The 23,741-nt window shown below is 38.3% G+C and carries 23 protein-coding genes and 1 pseudogene; 5 read left to right on the forward strand and 19 right to left on the reverse strand.

Features of this window, described 5'->3' with window-relative positions; genetic code table 11:
* Positions 1 to 159 precede the first annotated feature (159 nt).
* The 3 genes and pseudogenes from BHF69_RS08975 to BHF69_RS13995 all read left to right on the forward strand — a co-directional run bounded on the left by BHF69_RS08975 (position 160) and on the right by BHF69_RS13995 (position 1,830).
* Complete coding sequence (locus tag BHF69_RS08975; protein ID WP_075670794.1) at positions 160 to 1,146, forward strand: helix-turn-helix domain-containing protein; 987 nt, start codon at positions 160 to 162, stop codon at positions 1,144 to 1,146.
* 29 nt (positions 1,147 to 1,175) lie between these two features.
* Positions 1,176 to 1,304 (forward strand): annotated as a pseudogene (locus tag BHF69_RS14760) (cupin domain-containing protein); the annotation flags it as partial.
* Between the two features lie 109 nt (positions 1,305 to 1,413).
* Complete coding sequence (locus tag BHF69_RS13995; protein WP_143249521.1) at positions 1,414 to 1,830, forward strand: hypothetical protein; 417 nt, start codon at positions 1,414 to 1,416, stop codon at positions 1,828 to 1,830.
* 128 nt (positions 1,831 to 1,958) lie between these two features.
* Here BHF69_RS13995 and BHF69_RS08990 read toward each other — a convergent pair whose 3' ends face one another.
* The 14 genes from BHF69_RS08990 to BHF69_RS09055 form a co-directional block, all read right to left on the reverse strand.
* Positions 1,959 to 2,843 (reverse strand): RluA family pseudouridine synthase, encoded by an 885-nt coding sequence (locus BHF69_RS08990; protein WP_075670798.1) that lies wholly within the window; start codon positions 2,841 to 2,843, stop codon positions 1,959 to 1,961.
* Positions 2,809 to 3,666, reverse strand: a complete 858-nt coding sequence (locus tag BHF69_RS08995) for a hypothetical protein (protein WP_075670800.1) — start codon at positions 3,664 to 3,666, stop codon at positions 2,809 to 2,811. The genes BHF69_RS08990 and BHF69_RS08995 overlap by 35 nt, the downstream gene beginning before the upstream one ends.
* A 37-nt stretch (positions 3,667 to 3,703) precedes the next feature.
* Positions 3,704 to 4,423, reverse strand: a complete 720-nt coding sequence (locus BHF69_RS09000; RefSeq protein WP_075670801.1) for a hypothetical protein — start codon at positions 4,421 to 4,423, stop codon at positions 3,704 to 3,706.
* Entirely contained in the window at positions 4,424 to 4,867 is a 444-nt protein-coding gene (locus tag BHF69_RS09005) for a hypothetical protein (RefSeq protein WP_075670805.1), read from the reverse strand.
* Positions 4,868 to 4,996: 129 nt separating this feature from the next.
* A complete protein-coding gene (locus BHF69_RS09010; RefSeq protein WP_075670807.1) occupies positions 4,997 to 5,569 on the reverse strand; it encodes a C39 family peptidase in 573 nt (190 codons plus the stop codon).
* Positions 5,570 to 5,655: 86 nt separating this feature from the next.
* Positions 5,656 to 6,510 (reverse strand): GHKL domain-containing protein, encoded by an 855-nt coding sequence (locus tag BHF69_RS09015; protein ID WP_075670809.1) that lies wholly within the window; start codon positions 6,508 to 6,510, stop codon positions 5,656 to 5,658.
* Positions 6,511 to 6,520: 10 nt separating this feature from the next.
* Positions 6,521 to 7,225 carry a LytR/AlgR family response regulator transcription factor gene (locus BHF69_RS09020; protein ID WP_075670811.1) on the reverse strand — a complete coding sequence of 235 codons (705 nt, stop codon included), beginning with the start codon at positions 7,223 to 7,225 and terminating at the stop codon, positions 6,521 to 6,523.
* A gap of 136 nt (positions 7,226 to 7,361) precedes the next feature.
* A complete protein-coding gene (locus BHF69_RS09025) occupies positions 7,362 to 8,570 on the reverse strand; it encodes an NADP-dependent isocitrate dehydrogenase (RefSeq protein WP_075670813.1) in 1,209 nt (402 codons plus the stop codon).
* 314 nt (positions 8,571 to 8,884) lie between these two features.
* Positions 8,885 to 10,627 carry an NADH-dependent [FeFe] hydrogenase, group A6 gene (locus tag BHF69_RS09030; protein WP_075670815.1) on the reverse strand — a complete coding sequence of 581 codons (1,743 nt, stop codon included), beginning with the start codon at positions 10,625 to 10,627 and terminating at the stop codon, positions 8,885 to 8,887.
* Positions 10,621 to 12,453, reverse strand: a complete 1,833-nt coding sequence (locus BHF69_RS09035; RefSeq protein ID WP_075670817.1) for an NAD(P)-binding protein — start codon at positions 12,451 to 12,453, stop codon at positions 10,621 to 10,623. The genes BHF69_RS09030 and BHF69_RS09035 overlap by 7 nt, the downstream gene beginning before the upstream one ends.
* 389 nt (positions 12,454 to 12,842) lie before the next feature.
* A complete protein-coding gene (locus tag BHF69_RS09040) occupies positions 12,843 to 13,694 on the reverse strand; it encodes a DUF368 domain-containing protein (RefSeq protein ID WP_075670819.1) in 852 nt (283 codons plus the stop codon).
* Between the two features lie 26 nt (positions 13,695 to 13,720).
* A complete protein-coding gene (htpG, locus tag BHF69_RS09045) occupies positions 13,721 to 15,595 on the reverse strand; it encodes a molecular chaperone HtpG (RefSeq protein ID WP_075670821.1) in 1,875 nt (624 codons plus the stop codon).
* Between the two features lie 129 nt (positions 15,596 to 15,724).
* Positions 15,725 to 16,225 carry a DUF5721 family protein gene (locus tag BHF69_RS09050; protein ID WP_075670823.1) on the reverse strand — a complete coding sequence of 167 codons (501 nt, stop codon included), beginning with the start codon at positions 16,223 to 16,225 and terminating at the stop codon, positions 15,725 to 15,727.
* A 129-nt stretch (positions 16,226 to 16,354) separates the two neighbouring features.
* A complete protein-coding gene (locus BHF69_RS09055) occupies positions 16,355 to 17,713 on the reverse strand; it encodes a S1C family serine protease (protein WP_075670825.1) in 1,359 nt (452 codons plus the stop codon).
* A 196-nt stretch (positions 17,714 to 17,909) separates the two neighbouring features.
* On the opposite strand from BHF69_RS09055, the gene BHF69_RS09060 reads away from it, so the two are divergent.
* Positions 17,910 to 18,947: an LCP family protein gene (locus tag BHF69_RS09060; protein WP_075670827.1), complete on the forward strand. Its 1,038-nt coding sequence runs from the start codon at positions 17,910 to 17,912 to the stop codon at positions 18,945 to 18,947.
* A gap of 78 nt (positions 18,948 to 19,025) precedes the next feature.
* A complete protein-coding gene (locus BHF69_RS14170) occupies positions 19,026 to 19,205 on the forward strand; it encodes a hypothetical protein (protein ID WP_158022573.1) in 180 nt (59 codons plus the stop codon).
* A gap of 497 nt (positions 19,206 to 19,702) precedes the next feature.
* Here BHF69_RS14170 and BHF69_RS09065 read toward each other — a convergent pair whose 3' ends face one another.
* The 5 genes from BHF69_RS09065 to cdaA form a co-directional block, all read right to left on the reverse strand.
* Positions 19,703 to 20,440: an ABC transporter ATP-binding protein gene (locus tag BHF69_RS09065; RefSeq protein WP_075670829.1), complete on the reverse strand. Its 738-nt coding sequence runs from the start codon at positions 20,438 to 20,440 to the stop codon at positions 19,703 to 19,705.
* Positions 20,441 to 20,449: 9 nt separating this feature from the next.
* Positions 20,450 to 21,238 (reverse strand): ABC transporter permease, encoded by a 789-nt coding sequence (locus BHF69_RS09070; RefSeq protein WP_330393098.1) that lies wholly within the window; start codon positions 21,236 to 21,238, stop codon positions 20,450 to 20,452.
* A 109-nt stretch (positions 21,239 to 21,347) separates the two neighbouring features.
* Positions 21,348 to 21,614 carry an HPr family phosphocarrier protein gene (locus BHF69_RS09075; protein WP_075670831.1) on the reverse strand — a complete coding sequence of 89 codons (267 nt, stop codon included), beginning with the start codon at positions 21,612 to 21,614 and terminating at the stop codon, positions 21,348 to 21,350.
* A gap of 3 nt (positions 21,615 to 21,617) precedes the next feature.
* Positions 21,618 to 22,874, reverse strand: a complete 1,257-nt coding sequence (locus tag BHF69_RS09080; protein ID WP_075670833.1) for a CdaR family protein — start codon at positions 22,872 to 22,874, stop codon at positions 21,618 to 21,620.
* The gene (cdaA, locus tag BHF69_RS09085; protein WP_330393099.1) at positions 22,852 to 23,730 is read right to left on the reverse strand and encodes a diadenylate cyclase CdaA; all 879 of its coding nucleotides are present in this window, start codon (positions 23,728 to 23,730) and stop codon (positions 22,852 to 22,854) included. The genes BHF69_RS09080 and cdaA overlap by 23 nt, the downstream gene beginning before the upstream one ends.
* Positions 23,731 to 23,741: the final 11 nt, after the last annotated feature.

Genomic DNA, 23,741 nt, shown 5'->3' on the forward strand with positions numbered 1-23,741 from the left:
CAGTCCCATCCTGCAGATGCAACGAATTTCCTGCCGTTGCAACCACCAGTTGCGTAATTTCTAAGGGCACTTGCTTGTTGCCATAAGCATAATTTACTATAATAAAAGCAGAAAAAGAAAAAAGAATCAATCCATTCTTTTTACGATAGGAGGATATTTATGAACTTATCAGAAAAAATAATTACTTTAAGAAAACAAAAACATTGGTCTCAGGAAGAACTGGCTGAGAAATTAAATGTTTCCCGCCAGGCCGTTTCTAAATGGGAAAATGCTTCTTCCATTCCAGATCTGGATAAAATCATTCTTTTAAGTGAAATTTTTGGTGTCAGTGTGGATGATCTAATTAAAGAAGATACCGAAGAGGTTTTATCTTTCTCCGATACCGAAAATATAAAAAATGATGCTTCCACCAGATTCGTTTCCATGGATGAGGCCAGTTCCTTTCTGCAGATGAAAGCAAAAACCGCCAAGCCTCTGTCTCTCGCCATTGCCATGTTGGTAATTTGTCCTGTTCCCCTGATTCTTCTGGGCGGACTTTCTGAATACCATCTGATTTCTTGGTCTGATAATATGGCTGGCGGGATTGGCGTTGTCATTTTACTGTTTCTCGTTTTGATCAACGTAGCCATTATTATCTATATTGGAATGCTGTTAAAGAAATATGAATATCTGGAAACAGAAGATTTGACACTTCCATATGGCATTACTGAAACCGTGGAACAGAAAAAAATAGCATTTGATAATACTCACCGTATTTGTACCGTTGCTGGAGTCTCTCTCTGCATCTTTAGTCCTATTCCGTTACTGACTGCAGCGGCATTTTCTTCCCCGGATATTATCTATATTTTTTGTGTGGGTATCTTGCTGCTTCTTGTAGCATGTGCTGTTTATCTGTTTGTCTGGTCTGGTACGATCCATGGCTCTTATAACATGCTGCTCCAGACAGACGATTATACAAAGAAGAAAAAAGCAGAAAATAAAAGAAATTCCTCTATCGGAGCAATCTACTGGTGCCTGATCACTGCCATCTATCTTGGAGTCAGTCTTTTTACCAACGCCTGGCATCGTACCTGGATCATATGGGCATGTGCAGGAGTTTTATGGGCAGCACTGTGCGGTATACTAAATTTACTGCAAAAAAACTGACACTATTTTATTGAAACTGCTGAAGAGAAGAGACCAAAATTGTAACTACTGGCGATACCTTACTAAAACAGAATGGTATCCAGCATGGATGTAAGTGCTTAGAAGCCGGTAAACTTTTGGATATCTTCACTCCTATGCGGGAAGATTTTGTCAAATAAATGCGGGTTTCTTTGACTATGGGATAGTGAGTGAGAACGAAATCATTCCGGTCAGCAATCAGGCTACGGAGCTTCCAAATCTGATACATGTTTTCTCTTGTTCTACACCATGACAGACGAAAATCTTATCCCTCGTCCAGGGACAAATGGCTATGTAAGCAAGCTTCCAGCCATTTGTCCTTATGGACGACCAAAAGCATCGCTTTTGGTAAAGATTTTCTGCCTGAGAAAACATGTAAGCTCCTCCGCAGATTGCTTTACCGGAATGGTTTCGTTCTTTGTAGTGTATTGGCTTCTCCCGTATTCATATGGAGAAACGGAACATGGAAAAGAAGAAAACTTCTCCGAAAGCGACATATGCGGAATGTTAGAACAACCTGTTGGCTGGATTCTATCACCAGAACTGCTTCAGGCATCGAAGATGACTGTTTTCCATAGGACAGTTGGTAGGGAAGTTTACTTACCTTTCCAACTGTTATGGAAAAAAGGAATGCAGTTCGTCTTGTACCATGCCAAGCCCGACTAGCGGAGCGGATTAGGGTTTGGCTCGGGGTAAATCCAGACAGCTTTGGTTGTTCTTACGTTCTGGCATCCTGGGCGCAGGAGGAGAAATTTTCTTCTTCATTTAGTCCACAAAACCCGTATTTATTATACCTATTTTATCATCTTCCTCATATCCTCCGGCACCTCAGCTACAAATTCCATTTCTTTTCCTGTGATAGGATGTGGAAACCAGATACGATAGGAATGCAGTGCCTGTCTTCCAATGTGGGTAAAATCAGGATAATACAGAAAATCTCCTGGAAGCGGATGCCCAATATGCTTCATATGCACTCGAATCTGATGAGTCCTTCCCGTTTCCAGTTGAATCGAAACATAAGAATATCCACCTCCATATCCAATTCTTTGATAATGAGTCACCGCCCTCTGACCATGGTAAGTATCCACCATCCGTTCAATAATCGAATCCGGCTTTCTGCCAATGGGTGCAGTAATGGTACCTTTTTCCGGAAGTTTTCCACATACCACCGCCCGATACTCTCTATGTAATCCACCTTCTTTTACACATTTCGACAATATGGCCCCGCTTAACATATGCTTTGCCAATAAAACCAGGCCGCTGGTATCCCGATCCAGACGATTCATACAGCGAAATACATATGCAATCCCCTGTCTATGATAATAGCCTGCAATTCGATTGGCCAGCGTACCATTCCGATGGTTGATGGATGGATGAACCGGAAGTCTGGCCGGCTTATTTACTACCAGAATATCCTCATCCTCATAGACGATAGACAATTCCCCCTCTTCCGGAACAATTCCAGGAGAGGGTTGATCCTCCACAAGAATGACTTTCAGAACATCTCCTACCTTCACATTGAGATTAGTAAAGGCAGGAGTATCGTTTAATAAAATCTGATTGGGTGCTTTCTTTAAAGCAGCAATCACCTTTTTGGAATACCCATGTTCCTTTAGAATTTTTTCAATGGGCTTTCCATCGCTTTCATTTTTTATTCTGTAACTGATTGTTCGTTTCATAATTTTTTCTTTTCTTCACCAAATATATACCATAGATTGGGATGACACAAAATCCTGCTGCTATGACATAAGGTACCATCGTTTTTGACTCTTTGAATACCACACCAGAGAATACTCCTTCCTCCGTCATAGCTTCCTCGTCTACTACCTGTCCTAACTTTCCTATAAAATCAGAGCATTCATAAACCTGTCCATTTTCAAATGGATATTCTTCAATTGCAGAAAAATATGGAATGATGTATTCTTTGCCAGAAGTAGTCTCAATATAAACAAAATTGGATTGATACATGGCTGCATGGACAAATTTTACTTCTGTCACAGTTTCCCCAGAATCTATGATGCTATTCTTCACTTTTTCTAAAATCGTTTGGTTGCTTTCAAATAGGATATTGGTATTTTCTACATGACTTTCCCATCCATATAGGTTGAATCCATCCGTAGATTCTACATGAATACTGCCGGATTCTCCATCCACAGTCGTCATTGGAATATCGATATAAGATTCGTCAGAAATCATATTTTTTAGCTTACCCATATTCTGATAATCTGTAATCATGGTAGAATCAATGCTATAAATACGCTTTGCTTCTTCTAAATCATAACTTGCAATTTCGTTGTTATCTACTTCTAAACTTCTGGATGTTCCATCCGAATGATGTTTCTCTTCCTCAATATTTTCTTGGATCTGCATCAGATTTTGCTGACTTAAAGACAATTCCTGTTCCAGAAGATCATTCAAATAATCGGCAGTCGCCATAACCTGTGCTTCCAATAACCATAGCATCATAGCAAAAACCGTACCATATCTAATTATTTTTTTCATAGTGCCCACTCCATTTCATTAACTTCAGTTATCAGAACTACAATGAATCAGAATTCAGAACCTCAACAAGGACTGTATTGGATGACTCTTGAATATAATTGATAGAAATATCACTTGAATCAACTTTAATCTCCTGTTTTTTCAATTCTGCTTTTTCCACACTGGAGTTTAGTAGTTCCTGTTTTTCGTTTTCAGTAACATCGCTCTCAAATTCAACTAGAGTTTTTACAGCAATTTCAAATTCATCGCCTTGCAACTGATTCACTTTATCGAACTCCACTTTTCCATTATTAGCACTGATAATTGAATAATCACCACTAGCCGTATCATTGCTTAAATATAAAATATATATCTGTCCTTTTTCTAGCTTTTCATACCCCTCTATATGGATATAATTATTATCATGAATTGCTGCATTATCTATAATTGTCAGTTTATCACCTGACTGAAATTGATCAGCATTATCCCCTCCATAGATCTCCAAAAGTTCTATATTTCTCAAACTATAAGCACTTGATATAGAATCAGTGTCTTCGGTATCCATTTCTATTACACTATTCTCTTTCGAAAGATCATCCATAATTTTTGCTTTTACGATTAACTTAGAAGTCTCCTTCAGCTCTTGGTAATCAAATAGAATAAATTCTGACTGAATCGGAATATCTTTTAATTTAGCAACTGACTCACTCTTTCCACAAGAACACAGCATAAGCATGATACCAACCATAATTGTCATCACAAATACTTTCTTTTTCATCTATTTTCCCCATTTCTTTCTCAACTCATCTTTTTCATAACTGGATACTGCAGCATAACTTTTTAATCCTTGATGCATAATATGCTGTTTTTCGCTATGACTACAATGAGCCATACTGAAAGCATGACCTGCCTCATGAATTAATGTAGCATGTTTATTGACTGAACTTGCAGATGAATTTTTATATACCGAACATGTTGCTTTCCACCAACGATCATTAATTCCCAATTCACTCCCCTCTTTTGTAAAAAGAAATGTCTGTACCAGCAATCCCGCAAGAGGTGGTTTGGTTAAATTGTATCTTATTCTGAATCTTGAATATTTGTAACTATCCCCTTCCTTCGTTAAATTTAAGTTACTTGAAAGAGCAGACCATTTTTTGGGATATGCAATCAACTTTTCCTTGATATCATTTTTATCCACAACTATAATTAGATTATCCATACATTACAGTTATCTGATTTTCTCAGATGTTGGTTTGCCGCCATTTGTTTTGTATGGATTTTTTATTTTTCCATAAAGCATCACTCCCTCGTATAATAAGTTTGTAAGCAAGAAAAAAGCTTACAGACTTTAATTACCTGATAAATAAACCGTTGCTACATACTGTCTATGAGTAGTAGTTCCATTTTTGAACGAACTATAAGTCATTGTATGATAACTCCCTCCATCCCACGGATCAAAATATCTAATCTTATTATTAGAAGTATTATACCCATGCATTGTAACAACATGTCCCCCTCCATTTTTATAAGAACCAAATAATAAAATAACATCACCTTGATCAATCTGCGTTTTTAAACTCGGATAAGAAAATGCACTATTACTTGCCTTATATGTTTTAGTATAGTTACTTGCATAATTAGCACTATTCTTTGTTTGGTTAATTGTTCCTCCTTTATTCACTTCACTACCATAAACTTTTTTAACAATACTATTTTGTGACTTCCATCCAGTTTTTCCTTTTTCAAAATATTCATATCTAACCGCATTTCTTGCACATGCAGCCCAGCACCATTTTGTTTTTTTCTGCGCTTGCCATCGTATACCATCCATAGTCAAATATTTACTAGTTGCACTTACTGTTAAGCAAGTGCTAAAGCTTAAAATCAATACTACAATTAAACAACTCATTTTCCTTTTCATATTTACAACACGCCTCCATTCTTCTTTTCCTCATACTAACCTGCACAAAGGAATTCCTCAATAGAATGGAGATTTTCGGTAACTATTTAAGATATTTGGTTATAATAATCCAATGAAAAGAAAGTAATCGTAGTAAGAAATGTTTTTTCTTTATATTCATATCGAATACTTCCACGATATTTTTTTACAATATCATTGGCATTGCTCATTCCGATTCCGTGAAGAAACTTTTCTTTTTTGGTCGTCTGTATTCTTTGATTTTGAATCGTTCTTTTCATCACAACTGGATTTTTGATTTGGACCTGCAGATGTTCCTGTACAAACCGCACATGAATATGAATCACAGGAAAGGATGTTTGTACCGCTGCCTCGGCTGCATTTAGAAAAAGATTGGAAAAAAGAATACACAAATCTGTATCTTTCATAGATATCCACTCTGGAAAGACTCCTGACCAATGCACGTCTACTGGATAGGTATGCACCAAATCATTGATTAAAATATCTAAAATTATATTTCCCGTCTGAATGACATAATTCATTCGCTCTTTCTTCTCCAGGCACTCCTCCAGATATGAAATTCCTCTATGATAATCCTGCTGACATAACAATTCCTTCAGACATAAAAATTGCTGATTCATATCATGTCTGAATTTTTTTGTATCTTCTTCTTTTTTTAGAAGCAATGTATAATATCGCTCCTGCTCCTCCAATAATCGATTCTTTATTTCTAATTCCTGCCTTAATTTTTGTTTCGATATATGGAAAAACAAAGCCTGCATGAGAAATAAACTAAGAAAAAAACCACAACATAAAATCCATTCTATCTTATCTGGAGAACTTATATCTCCTGAAAATTCCACCGTTCGTTGCTTTAAATAGAATAACTGTATAAAAAGAATTCCCAATAACAACTCCAGTAAATAAAAAAGTTTTCTTTCCATCTCTCTCCCCTTATCTCATTGGCATCAAATATTGATGGAATGCTTCCAAAAATTTCTTTTTCCGTGCTCTGGCCAGTGGAATCTCCGTTTGATCTTTCAATCTTATCGTTCTCTTTTCATAGTCCATAATAAACTGAAAATTTACGATATATTGATTGTGACACCGATAAAAACGATGATCTAATTCCAACTCCATTTTCTTTAAAGAGGCCCTTACGATCACTCTTGCATCTTTTGTATAAATACAGCTAAAATCTCCTAAGGATTCCATATAAATAATATCATGGAACCGAAAAAATACATTCTTCCTATCATCAGAAATGACAAACAATCCCTGCCTATCATCCATTTCTTCCAACAGCTCCCGCAATGCTTCCTCCGTTTCAAACTCCCACTGTTTCTTATACAGGTACCGGTATGCCCTTACCTTAAAGGCTTCTCTGACCCATTCTTCATGATTGGTAAGAAAGATAATCTTGCACTCTCCATGCTGTTCTAACAACTGTTTTGCCACTGCAAATCCATTTTCTTCTGGCATTTCTACATCCAAAAATACAAGATCAAACTTCTCTTTTTCATGTTCTCTGATCAATGCCTTTCCATTGAAAAAAGCAGAAAGAGAAACCATTCTTTCCCTTCTGGCAAAATACTGATTCAAAAACCTCCAGATACTCTTACAAAAAATCTTTTCATCATCACATATCGCAATCCGCATATTATTCCCCCTTATCACCCATATTGTATCCCAGAAAATGGAAAAAGACAAGAAAAAAGAGCTGCTACAGAGGAAAGAAATCAAACATTCCTTTTCTCTGCACCAGCCTCTTCTTTATACAAATTCCATATACTTCTTATAACATTTCTTCTAAGGTTGCTCTGACTGCTTTAATAAATCCTTCACTGTTTACTGCATTTACATTTTCAAGGCTTGTAATCAATGCCAGGTCTTTTGTCATAGTTCCGTTTTCGATGGTATCGATGGTTGCTTTTTCTAACTTATCTGCAAATGTCATTAACTCTTCGATTCCATCCAATTCTCCACGTTTTCTTAACGCACCTGTCCATGCAAAGATGGTCGCAACAGAGTTGGTAGAAGTTTCTTCTCCAGCTAAATGCTTGTAGTAATGTCTCTGTACAGTACCATGTGCTGCTTCGTATTCATAATATCCCTGAGGAGATACTAATACAGATGTCATCATAGCAAGAGATCCACATGCAGAAGAGATCATATCACTCATAACATCTCCATCGTAGTTCTTACATGCCCAGATGAATCCACCTTCTGCTCTCATAACACGTGCTACTGCATCATCGATCAATGTATAGAAATATTCAATTCCTAATTCATCAAATTTTTCTTTGTATTCTGCATCAAATACTTCCTGGAAAATATCTTTGAATGTATGGTCATATTTCTTAGAAATCGTATCCTTTGTGGCGAACCATAAATCCTGCTTGGTATCGATCGCATAGCTAAAGCAGCTTCTTGCAAAGCTTTCAATAGAATTATTGATGTTGTGCATTCCCTGTACGATACCAGGACTTGTGAAGTTATGTACCAATTCTCTTACTTCTGTTCCGTCTTCTGCTGTATAGACTAATTCTACTTTTCCCGGACCAGGAACCTTCATTTCAGATCCTTTGTATACATCGCCATAAGCATGTCTTGCAATGGTAATTGGCTTTTTCCAGCAAGATACCTTTGGTTCAATTCCCTTTACCTGGATTGGCGCACGGAACACTGTACCGTCTAAGATAGCACGGATGGTACCATTTGGACTCTTCCACATTTCCTTTAAGTCATATTCGGTCATACGCGCTGCATTTGGAGTAATTGTTGCACATTTTACTGCAACACCATATTTCTTTGTTGCTTCTGCAGAGTCTATGGTTACCTGATCGTCGGTTTCATTTCTATGTTCCAAACCTAAATCATAATACTCCGTATTCAAATCAATGAACGGATATAATAATTCGTCTTTAATCATCTGCCAGAGGATTCTGGTCATTTCGTCTCCATCCATCTCAACCAATGGTGTTGTCATTTTAATTTTATCCATATTGCATTCTCCTTTTCCATACAAAACTGGCTTTCTGTCTCTATTCTTTCATATCGGAAAGCTTTCTTATCTATCATACGCTCTCTATTATACAATATGAATTTTCATTTGTAAAATATTTCATAAATAATTTTTACCATGCATCAAATTTTATACAAGAAAAAGCACAGGATATCCATAATTTCCTATAAATATCCCATGCTTCTCTTTCTATATCTTTTTCTTTCGGAAGTACATGTTTCGTTTTAAAAATGTTGTCATTTAAACAAAATCATTCAAAATTTAATCTTTTCTATGTACTTTTTCCATGAAATTTATCTTTTTACCGGTGCCTGTGGCATTTCCCATGCATCATGATCTGTATGAAGAAGTGCGTGTGCCTTATGAGACAGCGGAGCCTCAAAATATTCTTCATAAGCCTGCAGTACAGAAGGATTCTCATGTGAAAATCGAAGTTCATAATTGCGGTCTAAGAAATATAAATTCTCTCCACGTACCTGGGCCAGCTCTTCTCCATCATGAATTGGCTGTCCGCCGCCTCCTACACATCCGCCAGGACAGGCCATAACTTCCACAAACTGATATTTTACCTTACCCTTCTTGATCGCTTTGATCAGCTTTCTCGTATTGCCCAATCCATGAACAACCGCTACTTTAATCTCTGTTCCAGCAATGTCAAAGGTCGCTTCTTTCCAGCCGTCCATACCGCGTACATCACGGAATGCGTCCGCATCTGGATTCTCTCCGGTAACCAGATAATATGCAGAACGAAGGGCTGCTTCCATTACTCCTCCAGTTGCACCAAAGATGACACCTGCACCTGTTCCTTCTTTTAATGGATCATCAAATTCTTCCTCTTCTAAAAGAGTTGCATCAATATGATCCGCACGAATCATACGATCGATCTCTCTCGTTGTTAATACCAGATCCACATCTCTTCCTGCAAATTCTTCATGGTATAATTCCATGGTACTTTCCTGCTTTTTGGCAAGACATGGCATAACAGAAATACAGAAAATCTTCTCTGGATCAATGCCTAACTTCTTGGCAAAGTAAGATTTTGTAGTTGCACCAAACATCTGCTGTGGTGATTTGGCAGAAGATAACTGAGGCACTAATTCCGGATACTGTGATTTAATAAATCGAAGCCATCCTGGACAACAGGAAGTGAACATTGGATACTGTTCCATATCTCCTTTTTTCAATCTATCAATAAATTCGCTTCCTTCTTCCATAATCGTCAGATCGGCAGAAAATACCGTATCAAATACATAATCTGCCCCCATCTTACGAATGGCGCTGACCAGTTTCTTGATCGTAGCATCTTCTCTCTTTAGGCCGAGACTTTCTCCCCATGCAGTCCGTACTGCAGGTGCAATCTGAACAACCGTTACTTTATCTGGATCAGCAAATGCCTCAAATGCCTTATCGGTATCATCACGTTCTCTTAAAGCACCTACTGGACAATGCGTAATACACTGACCGCATAATGCACAGTCTGCATCTTCAATCTTACGATTCAAGGATACATCAACATCGGTCCTGGATCCGGTATTGGCCACATCCCAGATATTTAATCCCTGTACTTTATCACAGATCTGCACACATCTCATACATTTTACACATTTGGAAGAGTCACGTACCAATGGAAAATCCTTAGACCAAGGCTTTTTTGTAAATTCCTGCTTATACGGAATATCAAGAATGCCAAGGTCATTGGCAAGTGTTTGTAATGTACAATTTCCACTTCTTACACAGGTCGCACAACGGCAGTCATGCTGAGATAAGATGAACTGTACCGTTCTTCTTCTGGATTGACGTACCTTCGGACTATTGGTATAGATGACCATTCCTTCTTCTACTACGTTATTACAGGAAATAATCAGTTTTTCTTTGCCTTCTAATTCAACCATACAGACACGACAGGCACCGATCTCATTAATCCCTTTTAAATAACAAAGCTTTGGAATTGGGATACCAGCCTCTTTCGCAGCGTCCATAATTGTAGTCCCTTCTGGTACACATACTTTTTTATGATCAATTGTAAGATTTACCATATTGTTTCCCTTCCTCCTTTAAAGATTCCATAGCCAAAGTGGTCACAGCGCAGACATCTGGAAGCTTCCTGTTTGGCTTCTTCACATGTCATACAGCCTTCCACGCCTTCAAAATCACATTTTCTTTCGTTCGCTTCTCTTTCTGGAAGTTCGACTCTGCCACATGGTGGGCGATCATCTAAACTTGCTGGTGGGATTTCAACTTCGCAGCTGATCTTATGATTGAATCCTAAGTATTCATCAATATTAGCTGCTGCAACTTTTCCTGCCTGAATCGCACGAATTACCGTAGATGGGCCAGTTGCACAGTCACCGCCGGCAAATACACCTGGCATACCATTAAAAGCAGTCGTGCTGTCCGCCTTGATCACACCACGTTCTACTGGAAGTCCAAATTTTTCAAAATGCTCAGATTCAATATCCTGTCCGATGGCTACGATAATAATATCTGCTTCCAGACGCATCTCTGGTTCTGTCGTTGCCTTTACACTGGCACGCCCTCTGGAAATCTTACTGATCATCTGAGGCTGTACCCATAACGCTTTTACTTTATTGTTCTCATCCGTTTCAATACGAACTGGTGATTTTAATCCTAATAATTCTGCACCTTCTGCAATCGCTCCTTCGATTTCTGCTGGAAGTGCCGTCATATCTGCCTGTCTTCTACGATATACGATGCTGGTCTTCTCTGCTCCGAGGCGAATAGAAGTACGCACGGCATCCATGGCTACGTTACCACCGCCGATGACGCATACTTTCTTACCGGTATAATCCATCTTCTGTCCATATCCTACATTACGCAGCATCGAAACAGCAGAAATAACTCCATCTGCAGTCTCACCTTCAATTCCAAGCTTCTTATCTGTATTGGCTCCAATGGTAACTAATACTGCATCGTACTGGTCATGAAGTCCTTCGATGGTAAGGTCTGTTCCGATTCTCTTACCATGTACCACTTTTACTCCAGTAGAAAGAATGACATCAATATCTTCCTGCAGGCGTTCCTTTGGAAGACGATAATTTGGAATACCATACATCAGCATGCCACCAAGTCTTGGCTGCATCTCATATACAGTAACCTGATGTCCCATAAGTTGAAGATAATAAGCCGCACTTAAGCCTCCAGGACCTCCTCCAATGACTGCGACCTCTTTTCCAGTAGATGGCCCACATTCTGGTGCCGGTACATATCCCGCATTATCCACTGCCATCTTCTTCAATCCACGGATATTAATGGAAGTATCGGTCATGTTTCTTCGACAACGTGCTTCACATGGATGTTCACAAATATGAGCGCATGTGGTTGGGAATGGATTATCCTTACGGATCAGACGAACTGCATCTGCATAACGACCTTCCTTTACCAATGCGATATATCCAGGAATATCTACTCTTGCCGGACACAAGGATACACACGGCACTGGGAGATTAATATTACAAATGCATCTTCCGTTGGTAATATGTTCTATGTAATCTTCACGGAATCCAATGATTCCTTTGTATACCATATTTGCCGCTTCATACCCAATGGCACAGTCGGCAGAATCCATAATGACCTTTGCGGTCTCTTCGATCAAATCAATATGAGAGAGCTCTGCTCTTCCCTCTAATACATCTTCTACTAAATTTTCTAATTGTCCTAAACCTACACGGCAAGGAATACATTTACCACATGTCTGAGCATGACATAATTTTAAAAAGGAAAGTGACATATCAATTGGGCATAATCCAGGAGGGCTGGCTACGATACGACTTTCCACATCTTTATACAATCCTTCTACTACTAATTGGGCATGATCTGGTGTCTGAATTGTCAATCTACTCATAACTACTACTTTCTCCTTTCTCGGTGTCTTATTGATATTATAAAGATGCTCTTAAAAAAAAGCAATAGCAAAACCAAAAAATAACCGTTAATTAATTAACACTAAAAACCATTCATTTTTGGCTTAAATAAGCCATTTATCACTTGTTATTTTTTTAACCATTTTCAATTTTAAGTCCAATAAAACGTACTATGTTTTTTTCATGGATTTCTATATTAATATAGAAATTCTGCATAAAACAAAGAAGGATTGTATATGCCTTTATACAATCCTTCTTGTGTATTCTTTTTTTACTTTTTCATCTGAAATCAAAAATTTCCGTTGTTTTTTTCCGTTAAGAAAATAACCTAAGTGAAAAAAATTTTCGATAAGCCTTTCTCAAATTCTATTTATTCACCTAACTTTAAGGCAATCACACATCCAAGAAGAAAGGCAATGACACTGGTGAGCACCGTCATAAGTGTAAGACTCGTAATCTGTGCCATGGCAAGAATCGCAATCGGTGATCCTACGATCAATCCCAGAATCGCACAATAAGCGATGGCTGGTGCATGCTCAAATACGTATTCTACGAACTTGGCAATGGCAAAGATACCAACGACCACTCCAATTCCAAACGGAATCAAAATCCATACATAGCTCATCATTCCAGCTGTATCCAAATCTGCCGCTGAAGAGATAAACCCTGTGATCGTATTGAGGATTGGGTTATAATATCCCAAAATCATCAGCATCATAGAACCACTGACTCCCGGAATGACCATAGTTGCTGCTGCAATAATTCCGACTACGATCAGCTTTAGAAACATTCCGATTCCCGGTGTTAAAATTACTTCTGTGCCAGTTCCATTTCCAAAGATCGGAAACAAAATAACAATAGCCAAAAAAACTAAAAATGCAACAATGGCCCCTGCTGTAATTCTCTGTTCTTTCGTCTTCTTCCATATAACAGGAAGTCCTCCTACGATCAGGCCAATAAATAATAAATTGGTCTGTACTGGATAATTGGCAAACAGCCACTTGATGACAAATGCCAAAATTCCAATTCCCAGCACTGCACCTATCACAATCGGAAGAAGAATCCGAAGACTCTTCTTAAAGTCTTTGAAAATATGAGTAACGGCTGTAATCAGCTTATCATAAATTCCCATGGATACTGCCATGGTCCCTCCACTGACTCCTGGAATAATATTGGCCACTCCTACCAATGATCCCTTTAAAATATCTTTCACAAACTCCATAAAATTCCCCTATGATCCTGTTCGGATTAAATTAATAAACCTAAGATTTCATTGCTCCTAGCGATGAATTTTGTCATAGACTCTGCATCCAATGGTCTGTTGGATAATTGAGCAAGATCATATAAATGCTGGCAGATCAATTCAGTATGCTCTCCCTCTGGCTGATCGATCACATATTGTACCAGTCGGTTATTGGCATTTAAGATCAACGTCTCTCCGCCTTCCATGCCGAACATTGCCGGATCCATATCCTGTCCCATATTATACATCTTCATCATTTCCTGCATACGTCTGGATTCTTCGCTAAGGGTTATCATAGCAGACACGCCTTCATTTTTCAATCTTTCTACCTTAATTGTAAGATTTTCTTTGGATAATGCCTTTTTAAAAATGTCTCCAAGCGTCTCACTCATGGATTTCATCTCTTCTTCATTGGCTTCCTCTGTCAGTGTATCGGCAACATCTGCATCAATTCGCAAGAATTTTACTTCCTGATTTGCCTGCTCTAAATGTGTGATAAAAGCACTGTCAATATTCTGTGTCAGATAAACTGCATCCATTCCCTGTTCCTTGAACATATTAATATACTGAGACTGTACCACTTCATCCGTTACATAAAATACCTTATTCTCATTCTTATCCTTGGCAGCTTCCAAATATTCCGGTAATGTAATATATTTTTTCTCCAAATTCTTAAATAAGATGTAATCTTTCATCTTTTTATTGAATTTTTCATCTTTTAAGCATCCAAATTTGATAAATGGGCTGATATCATCCCAGTATTTCTCATAAGATTCCTTTTCTGTCTTGCAAAGTCCAGCAAGCTTATCCGCAACCTTCTTTGTAATATAATCAGAAATCTTCTTTACAAATCCATCATTTTGTAATGCACTTCTGGATACATTCAGCGGCAGATCCGGACAGTCGATGACACCCTTTAATAATAACAGGAATTCAGGAATTACTTCCTTAATATTATCTGCGATAAATACCTGGTTATTATACAATTTAATCGTTCCTTCAATAGATTCATATTCATAATTAATTTTTGGGAAGTATAAAATACCCTTTAAGTTAAATGGATAATCCATATTCAGATGAATCCAGAACAATGGTTCCTTAAAGTCCATAAATACTTTTCGATAGAATTCTTTGTATTCTTCTTCCGTACATTCATTTGGATGTTTTGCCCAAAGTGGAACCGTATCATTGATTGGTTTTGGTTCTTCTGGTTTTTCTTCTTTCTCTTCAGTTTCCTCTTCCTTTACATCCTCATTGGTAAAATAGATTTCTTCTGGCATAAAAGAACAATATTTATTCAATATTTCACGAACACGGAACTCATTGGCAAATTCCACACTGTCTTCTCCAAGATATAATGTGATCTCCGTACCTCTTTCCGTACGCTCTCCATCGCTCATGGAAAATTCCGTTCCTCCATCACATTCCCAATATACCGGCACGGCATCTTCTTTATAAGAAAGTGTCTGAATGGTTACTTTATCCGCCACCATAAATGCAGAATAAAATCCCAGACCAAAATGACCGATGATCTGATCTTCGTTTGTCTTATCTTTATATTTTGCAAGGAAATCCTCTGCCCCAGAAAATGCGATTTGGTTAATATATTCTTCTACTTCATCGGCAGTCATACCCAGACCATTATCGATGACCTTAATCGTCTTATTCTCTGGACTTACCTTTACATCTACTCGGTAATGATTGTCTTCTGGTTCTTCAAATTCTCCAATCATATCCAGCTTTCTTAACTTTGTAATAGCATCGCATGCATTGGACACTAATTCTCTTAAGAAAATATCATGGTCGGAATATAACCACTTCTTAATAATTGGAAAAATATTTTCACTATTGATGGATAAGCTTCCTTTTTTGTTGCTCATGCTGATACATCTCCTTCTTTTTCTTATATCATGATTCATTCTATTCTAAATTTTGAAAATGCCTGCTGCATTTTCATCTGATATATATATTAATACCACCGAATTCCAATGTCAAGAAAAAATTAGCACTCATTCAACATGAGTGCTAATAATTTGTTTTTGTCCAAAATACTTCTCTACCATATCCTCCCAAAGCCGTTCCAATCCTTTTTCCAGCGTAAACGTCTTTAACGATACACCAGTAGTACAGCTTAACTGCCCCTGCTTATAGTAAATATTCAGGAATAACCCCCTTATATCCGACGGATGAATGGGCAGATGATTCTGCAGAATCATCTTTTCGGTATTCGTCGGTGAAAGCATCAGGATAATCTGCATATTCTCCGGAGTTTTATGTCCTCGGATCATGGAAAACAGCATATTCTTCTGCTCCTTCCACAGAGCATAGGTACGTCCACTCAGCAGTTCCTTCTCCGATTGATCATAAAAGTCCAGATTCAGCTTCCCATCCACCACATAGGATACGGACATCTTAATCTTGGCTTCATATAACCAGAAAGCATCAAAGGTATCCTTTGAAAACAATTGCAGCATAAATTGTTTTACGTCTTCAATCTGTAATGCCAGCATAAATATCTTCTCCATTCCTAAAAAATAATAGCCTAACCTGTCATATTTATGAAAACAGGTCAGGCTTATATTATAACATAGATTTTGAAAATGCACTTCTCATTTCGAAATGCAGATCAGGAATTTTGACTATTGTGCATCCTGCTTGCTGCCCAAAGTTACATTTAACGTCACATCTTTGTACTCACCCATCTGACTCTGACGTTTTACTTTTATCGTTACCTTTGTTCCAGCTGACTTTTTCTCCAGCTTATTCTGTAGATTCTCCATAGTGGTAACAGAACTTCCGTCAAATTCTACAATGACATCCCCAGCCTGCATACCAGCCTTCTGTGCCGGTGAATTCTGCTGAATCTCACTCACATAGATACCGGTTGGCATTCCATAGGCATTGGCCATATCCTCTGTCATATCGCCGCCTGTAATTCCCAGATATGCTTGCTTTGATTCTGGAATGGTTTCTTCATTGATCAGAGATTCAATGATCGGCTTGGCCGTATTGATCGGAATTGCATATCCCATGCCTTCCACTTCTTCAGAAGAATATTTTACTGTATTGATTCCCATCAGTTTACCTTCTCCATCCAGCAATGCCCCGCCACTGTTACCTGGATTAATAGCTGCATCTGTCTGAATTAGGGTCATCGTCTTATCCGTCAGCTGCACTTCTCGATTCAAAGCACTAATATAGCCAGCTGTCACAGATTGTCCATATCCCAATGCATTTCCAATGGCAATTGCCTGCTCACCAACATTAAGCTTATCAGAATCTCCCATGGTAATGATCTTAATCTCCTCCAACGTGGAAGATTTTATCTTTGACAAATCTACTGTAACCACTGCCAGATCCGCATCGCTATCCGTTCCTTTTATCTCTGCTTCTACGGTAGAATCATCGCAAAATCCAACAGCAAGTGAGGTTGCATCCTCTACGACATGGTTATTGGTAGCAATATATAAATAGTGGCTGTCCTTTCCCACAATAATTCCAGATCCACTTCCTTCAGATTCCTGTGAAGACTCTCTTCCAAAAAATCCATAACTATTCGTCTGGAAAGTTCCGGTAATAGAAACAATCGATGGCAATACACTTTCTGCTACAGCAGAGACATCGGATTTACTTCCAGATGATGTAGATACCGTCTGTGTTGTTGCTAGCTGCTTCTGGTTACCTCCAGCTATGCCCACTTTATTCAATCCATAGCTGACTCCCTGAAATGCAGCACCGCCAACCAAACCAAAGACAAGACCATATGCGGCCATTCTGGTCAGCTTTTTCGTAAATTCACTCATTGGTTTTCTTTTTTTCTTTGGTTTTCTTTTCTCCTTTTTCGGTTCCTCTTCTACCACTTCTTCAATCACTTCTTCTACGTATTCTACATTTGGATCATGTTCCACATTGGAATCTTCTTCTACATAACTATAATGATAGGTAGAATCTTCTTCCTGTTTTCCACTTTCTATATCCTTATCAAAAAATTCACTCATTGTTATTCCCCTTTCTGTTATAAAGACTGGTTCTTTCTATTTCATATGTTTCTTTCGTTTTTATTATCATAGCAATCAAATGTGTAAAAATTATGTTTTTTTAAGGTTTTTCTTAAGAAAATAGTCATTGTTTATCATATAGGATTATTGTAGAATAAATTATAGTTTAGAACAACAGGAAAAGAGGGGAATCCTTATGAGTAAAAAACAAAAGAAAAGAAAAAAGCAGAAACATTCTTTTTTTTATAAGTTTCTTCTGCTTTTAGAAATTGTAATCATCTTAGCATTTATTGTGCTAGGTCTGGCAATCAAATGTATCTCTGGTGTCAATACCACCGCTTTGGATGAATCACAGCTGGTAACGGTAAACGAAGATATTAATATGAGCAATTATACGAATATCGCACTCTTTGGTGTAGACACCCGTTCTGTTGACCTCGCCAGTGAATCCAGTCGTTCAGATGCCATCATCATTGCCACGATCAACAACAGCACAAAAGAAGTGAAACTGACTTCTGTATATCGTGATTCCTATGTAAGCGTCAACGGCACCTATACAAAAATCAATCATGCTTACGCTTATGGTGGTCCGGAACTGGCCATCAGTACACTGAATCGAAATTACGATCTGAACATCACCCAATATGCTACCGTCAACTTCAAGATTATGGCAAATATCATCGATGCGCTCGGAGGCATTGAATTAGAAGTAGAAGAAGACTTTATTGACGATTTAAATAAATACATCAAAAGCGTAAATCATTATAATGGAGGAAACTCTCCCGGATTTACTTCTGCCGGCGTCTATACCTTTGATGGGAATCAGGCAGTTGCCTATGCGAGAATCCGCCACAATCAAAATGGTGACATCAGCCGTGCCAATCGACAGAGGATCGTCTTAAAATCCATCATGAATAAGGCAAAATCCCATCCAATTACATTTATGAAGGCGATCAATCAGGTACTTCCTCAGGTACAGACCAATATGTCCACCAATGATCTTATGATGATGCTCCTCAATGCTCCACGCTATGAGCTGACGGAACAGGATGGATTCCCATATGACCATACGGAAGTTCGATTATCCGATGGACTGTTCTATGACGTACCTACCACATTAAAGGAAAATGTCATAAAACTTCATGAAAATTTATTTGGAACAGTAAATTACGAAGTCAGCGATGAATTAAATCGGATCAACGATAAAATCTGTTGGCAGACAGGCTATTATTAAACAATCAATGAAAAAAACATCCTTGATGAAATCACTATATAAAAACTTCGGATTCTTTTATCAAGGATGTTTTTTAGTATGTATTTTCATAGTAATATAAATATGGGTTTCTTTGACTATGGGATAATGTGTGAGAACGAAATCATTCCGGTCAGCAATCAGGCTACGGAGCTTCCAAATCTGATACATGTTTTCTCTTGTTCCACACCAGGACAGACGAAAATCTTATCTCTCGTCCAGGGACAAATGGCTATGTAAGCCAGCTTCCAGCCATTTGTCCTTATGGACGACCAAAAGCATCGCTTTTGCCAAAGATTTTCTGCCTGAGAAAACATGTAAGCTCCTCCGCAGATTGCTTTACCGGAATGGTTTCGTTCTTTGTAGTGTATTGATTTCTCCCATATTCGTGTGGAGAAACGGAGTGTGGTAAAGAAGAAGGCTTTTTCATAGACCATATCCCCGTTTTCCCAACCTATATAGATGCAAGAAAATACAAAAAAAGAACGGAAATGTTCCAGCAAGGCAATATTTGGAGGAGCTTGCTTAAGAATCATTTGCGGATGGGCGGCATATAAGATTTTCGTCCAGTCCCTACCACGAGAGCACTAAAAGCGAAGCGGCTGTGGCGAGTGGCAAAAACGCAAAGCATGTTAGTGATTGTTAAGCTCTGGAAACCTGATTGCCGGCTGGAATCATTCCGTTCTCATCGCTTGCATCTGTATTCCAGAAAACCCGCACTCTGCACCTTAAGAAGATTACTTCCTAGTTTGATAAACCCTTTGAACTTCACTTACACTTCCACTTGCAACAATCCTTCCATTCTCCAATAAAATCGCTTTATTACATATCCGCTCGACCTGTTCCATTGAATGAGAAACAAATAAAACAGTGGCACCACGGTCCATCATCTCCAGAATTTTTTGCTCGCTTTTTTCATGAAAATCCTTATCCCCTACAGCCAATACTTCATCCAGAATCAAAATATCCGGATCAACCTGAGTAGCGATGGCAAACCCTAATCTTGATCGCATTCCTGAAGAATAATTCTTTACTGGTATATCAATAAAAGAACGAAGACCAGAAAAATCTACAATCTCATCAAACCGTTCCTGTACGAATTTTTTAGAGTATCCCAAAACGGCACCATATAGATAGATATTCTCTGTCCCTGTATACTGCTTATCAAATCCTGCTCCCAATTCTAACAGAGGAGCAATCTTACCTCTGGTATGCACCGTTCCCTCTGTAGGTTTTAACACCCCTGCAATCACCTTCAAAAGAGTACTTTTACCTGCTCCATTCAACCCCAGAATTCCCAGTCGGTCTCCCTTCTCCAGCTGAAAGCTGATATCTTTGAGTGCCCAGAATTCCTGAAACTGTATCTGCTTTTTTAATCTACCAATGACATAATCCTTTAAGCTATCCACCTTTTCCGTACTCAATCGAAATTTCATTCCTACATCTTTTACTTCTAATGCAATATGCTCTTCCATAAATAACTCCTAAAGATATAAAATAAATTGATCCTCTTTTTTATAAAATAAATATATACCAACTCCTACTGTTAATACACAGCTTATCACTGCCAGCTTAAGCATACTAAGATCTAAGGGCTCTCCAAAGATTGCGCTGCGAAACATATCAATACAGGCATATAGCGGATTAATCTTAAATACCCATCCATTTCCCGTATTGATTACCTTTTCGGGCTGATAGAAGATGGCTGAAGTATACATGATCAGCATCAGGGCAATTCCCCATAAATATTCCAGATCCCTGAAAAATACAGCCAATGTTGCCAGAATCATTCCCGTTCCAAACGCCAATACCAGAAGCAAAAACAGAGGAATCAGTATCTGCATCAGATAGATGGAAGGTCTTACTCCCAATATTCCTCCAATGAGTACCAGAACACTTAGGGAAATCAGAAAGATCACATACTGAAAAAGTACACTGGACAAAGGATACATGTATTTGGGCACGTACACCTTCTTCATCATACCTGCATTCTTCCGCATAGAGCGCATACAGCCCTTGGTAGCGGTATTAAAAAAGGTGTACAGCAACCTTCCTGATAAAATATAAACTGGATATAGTCGGTCTCCCTGACCAAAAAAACCGCCGAATACTATCGTAAGGACTATCATCGTGCACAAAGGTTCTAACAGCGTCCAAAATAATCCCAGATAAGATCTTCGATATTTTAATACGATTCCCTTCTTTACTAGTTCACGAAGCAAAAATTGATACTTTATAAAATTTTTCCAAAATCCCACTACTTCGTTTTTCAAAATTTCACCTCATAACTGCAGATAGCCGCCCTGGTGAAACCATCAGAGATGGTTCATTTTCACCAGAACAGCTATCGAAATTTTCCATACTAATTTTCAGAAAGTCGCCTTATTCAATGTCAAATTTATCTTGAATTAATGTCACCAGATAATCTAACGCATGAGCTTCATCCGCACCTTCGCAGATCATTTCAATCTCATCACCTTTTTTTACACCTGCAGATAATACGTTTAACACACTTTTAGCATTACAATTTTTATTTCCGAATGTAAAATGTACACTACTGATAAATTTTAACGCCTCTTTACATAAAACTCCTGCTGGTCTTAAATGAAGTCCTTCTTCATTTGTAACTACAACTTTCTTTGAAACCATATTTTAGTCCTCCTCAGTTTGTGAATTTTCTTCTTCAACGATAATCTTAATCGTTCTATCCCCCGAAATCTTCACATTACTAATTTCTTCTAAAATAACTGAAACATTATGTTCACCCGGTTCTAACTCTCCAATATCAATCCGTGGCTTTAAATTATCCAAAGTTGCCTGCTTCAGACTGGAAGTTAATCCAGTCATATGAATCTGAATGGCCGAATCCACGAATTCCACCTTATACTGATGTGAATTATTCAAAATCTGTATATCTTTGTCTGATATCGTTAAATCCTTCTCCGATAATTTATCAATATTAACCTTTACCATAATTTCTTTCTCCTGCTGTGCAAGGGAAATTCCTTCTGGCAAAGTGATTGAATCCAAATTAATGCTCTCCTCAACTGTCGATTTCTTTCCATCAATGTCAATAGCCGGAAGATTGATCTCAGACAGATCAGAAAGATCTCTGGATTCCCCTGTTACATAAATATACTTTGGCTCATAATCAATCGTACCGACCGTATATCCATCTGCCGGTTCCCCTGTCGTCTCTATGGACAGTGGAAGCTTCTTGCTCTTCCATACGGCAATTTTAACCTTAATAGTATTCACATCCATGCTAATACGGCTTTGATCCACCTCTATCCCATCTGAATCATAGCACACCGGTCTCACTTTAGTAACCATGTCCTTGGAAATACCATCCACAGCTACCAGAACCTTTACCTGCTTGATTCGCTTTACAATACTGACTGGTCCTTTAATATTGACCAGATTAGGATTGGTCGTCTTCTTTCCTACGGTGTAACCACTCTTCGGTTCTCCTGTTGTTTCTGCCACAACAGGAACCTGCGCCTGCTGCAAATCTTCAATCTCCAGTTTCAGCGTCTTCTCATTGCCATATATGATCTCTATCTCATCTGCATATTTCTTCGCCTGAATCTTAATCGGAACTGCATTCACACTGGATAATTCAGACAAATCTGCAGTTACGGTAAAATCAGACTTCTTCAGCTTATCTACAATGGTCTTCTTCCCTTTTATCGAAAATGTAATCTTTTCTCCTTCTGTAATCTGATACGTCTGATTCAGACTATCCAGCACCTCTGTATGAATGATCTTTACCTCCATATTGGTAAACGTGCGGGTAGTAATTGGATCATCCGTATTAATTACAAACACCCACAGACATGATGCCAGAAATATCGAAAGAATTCTCAGGGATAAATTACTGGACAAATTATTCGTGAGTTTTTGTTTCATTTTTACCCCTTCCTTTCCATAATTTAAATATTTTCGAATCAGAATTGGTGTTCTTTAAAATCTGTAAATACTTCTTAAGAGACTCAGCATTCAGATTGCGATAAAGCTTTCCTCCACGGGCAATGGAAATGCCTCCTGTCTCTTCGGATACTACAATAGTAATACTATCAGACACCTCACTGATTCCAATGGCCGCACGGTGTCTGGTTCCCAGTTCCTTTCCAATCTCCAGGCTGTCCGTTAATGGCAAATAACAGGTTGCAGACACAATCCTGTTATTCCGAATCAATACCGCACCATCATGCAATGGTGTATTATGTTCAAAAATATTGATCAAAAGCTGACTGGTAATCTTTGAATCAATCGGTATCCCTGTACGCTCGTACTCTCCAAGTCCCACCTGGCGTTCCATTACGATCAATGCTCCCGTCTTCGCTTTTCCCATCTCTACGCAAGCCTTTGTAATCGCCTGAACACTCTTATCATCAAAAACCTCTTCCTCTTTGGAATCATCAAAATTGAAGATATTGGCAATAATATTTTTCTTTCCCAACGATTCCAGCGCCCTTCGTAGTTCCGGCTGGAAAATAATAATGGCCGCTGTGATACCAATGCTGAAAATCTTATCTAAGATCCACATAATCGTATGTAGCTGTAATATAGCTGCAACGATCGTAAATGCCAACAAAACGATCAGACCCTTGAATAACATCCAGGCCCTGGTATTACGAATCCAGCGTGCTACTTCATATATAATAATGCTTACAATCAAAATATCGATGATATCATTTACTCGAACATGCGGAAACGAAAACAAATTCAAATACTCTTCTAAGTTCATCAATACATTCTGCACAAAAAATCCCC

Source organism: Anaerostipes sp. 992a (assembly GCF_001940245.1).
Taxonomy (GTDB): Bacteria; Bacillota; Clostridia; order Lachnospirales; family Lachnospiraceae; genus Fimousia.